This is a genomic window from Streptomyces sp. NPDC001549 (assembly GCF_042894025.1).
Classification (GTDB): Bacteria; Actinomycetota; Actinomycetes; order Streptomycetales; family Streptomycetaceae; genus Streptomyces; species Streptomyces kutzneri.
The window spans coordinates 1-1945 of sequence record NZ_JBIAVJ010000078.1 but is presented as its reverse complement, the minus strand read 5'-3'; the positions used below and the strand labels follow the sequence as shown (position 1 = coordinate 1945).

General features: G+C 67.7%; 2 protein-coding genes. One reads left to right on the top strand and one right to left on the bottom strand.

The window, feature by feature from the left end; translation table 11 throughout:
• The first annotated feature begins 73 nt into the window (after positions 1-73).
• Entirely contained in the window at positions 74-1195 is a 1122-nt protein-coding gene (locus ACFY04_RS43650; protein ID WP_388625713.1) for an IS630 family transposase, read from the top strand.
• A 29-nt stretch (positions 1196-1224) separates the two neighbouring features.
• Here ACFY04_RS43650 and ACFY04_RS43645 read toward each other — a convergent pair whose 3' ends face one another.
• A complete protein-coding gene (locus ACFY04_RS43645; RefSeq protein WP_389126634.1) occupies positions 1225-1866 on the bottom strand; it encodes a hypothetical protein in 642 nt (213 codons plus the stop codon).
• Positions 1867-1945 lie beyond the last annotated feature (79 nt).

The window sequence follows — 1945 nt, the reverse complement described above, 5'->3', positions numbered from 1 at the left end:
ACATTGGTTCGCCGGGTTGGTGGTCGGGGCGGTTGGATGTTGGGTGACGTCCGATCCGAGTGCTGGGGGTGCGGTGGCTGAGCCTGTCCGCGTGCGCAGGTTGACCGACCAGGAGGGGCAGAAACTGCAGCAGATCGTGCGCCGGGGCAGCACCAGTTCGGTCCGCTTCCGACGCGCGATGATGCTGCTGGCGTCGGCCGGCGGGAACCGGGTCCCGGTGATCGCCCAGCTGGTGCAGGCCGACGAGGACACCGTCCGGGATGTGATCCACCGGTTCAACGAGATCGGCCTGGCCTGTCTGGACCCTCGGTGGGCGGGAGGCCGTCCCCGCCTGCTCAGTCCTGACGACGAGGACTTCGTTGTCCAGACGGCCACCACCCGCCCGACCAAGCTCGGCCAGCCCTTCACTCGCTGGTCCATCCGCAAACTGCTGGCCCACCTGCGGAAAGTCCATGGGCGGGTCATCCGCATCGGCCGCGAGGCGTTACGCCATCTGCTCGCCCGCCGCGGCATCTCCTTCCAGCGCACCAAGACGTGGAAGGAGTCCCCGGACCCCGACCGCGAGGTAAAGCTGGACCGGATCGAGGAGGTCCTGGACCGCTTCCCGGACCGGGTCTTCGCGTTCGACGAGTTCGGTCCGCTCGGCATCCGCCCCACCGGCGGTGCGGGCTGGGCCCCGGCCAGTCACCCCGAGCGGCACCCGGCGACCTACCACCGCACGCATGGCGTCAGGTACTTCCACGGCTGCTATTCGGTCGGTGACGACACGCTCTGGGGCGTCAACCGCCGGAAGAAGGGCGCCTCGAACACGCTGGCCGCGCTCAGATCGGTCCGGGCCGCGCGACCGGACGGCGCCCCCATCTACGTCATCCTGGACAACCTGTCCGCCCACAAGGGCGAGACGATCCGCCGCTGGGCGAAGAAGAACCGCGTGGAGCTGTGCTTCACGCCGACATACGCATCCTGGGCCAACCCAATCGAGGCGCACTTCGGGCCGCTGCGGCAGTTCACCATCGCCAACTCCAACCACCGCAACCACACCGTGCAGACCCGGGCCCTGCACGCCTATCTGCGCTGGCGCAACGCGAATGCCCGTCACCCCGACGTGCTCGCAGCCCAGCGCCGCGAGCGCGCTCGCATCCGCAGCGAGAAGGGCATCCGTTGGGGCGGACGTTCCCTCGCCGATGCCGCTTGACCAGCCCGGCGACCTTGCCCGGCCGGGTCCTAGCAGTAGCCGTCCACCCTGGCGCCGGCTGGAGCGAGGTTGGGCCAGGGATGTCCTGCTCTGTCGGAGGCAGCGGACCGTAGGAGGTCAAGAATCGTGCACCCCGGGTAGCCCCGAAAACTCGCGTAGGCGCCGCGGTAGTAGCAGCTCCAGTAGCTCACGACCCGCCGTTGAGTGCGCGCGAAGAAGGCAGGGTTGTCCACGAGGAACTGCCCGTAAGCGAGGTGGCCGCAGGTGCCGGGCGTGGCGAGATCACGGAGCTCATCGCAGATGACGACCAGGATCTCCAAGACGTATTCGCCAACCAACTGCACGACGAAGGGGACGACCCATGGGTCCGTGGAACCAACGACCTTCTCCAGGTGGCGCTGCCTGACCATGCCGTCGCAGTGCCTTGAGTACAGGCAGTGCAGAAGCTGTTGTTGGCGCGACGAAAGCGACGCCACCCGGGCAGTGGGCGGCTCGTCGTTGTAGAGGCGCCCGGGGATCAAAACCTGCTGGCCCTCGACATCGACCGAGAACGAGGCATGCGACTGGAGCCGAGAATCAGGCATCACCGCCAGGACTGCCTCGGCATCGCTTGCAAGCTCGGCTGGGAACGCCGTGATCAACGGATTGCTGCGGTCGGAAAGCGGCTGCACGAGCCGAGCATAGGCGGATGCCTCCGCCAGGTAGCTGGCATTAATGGCCCCACACCCGCCCAACCCGGCGAAGGTATGC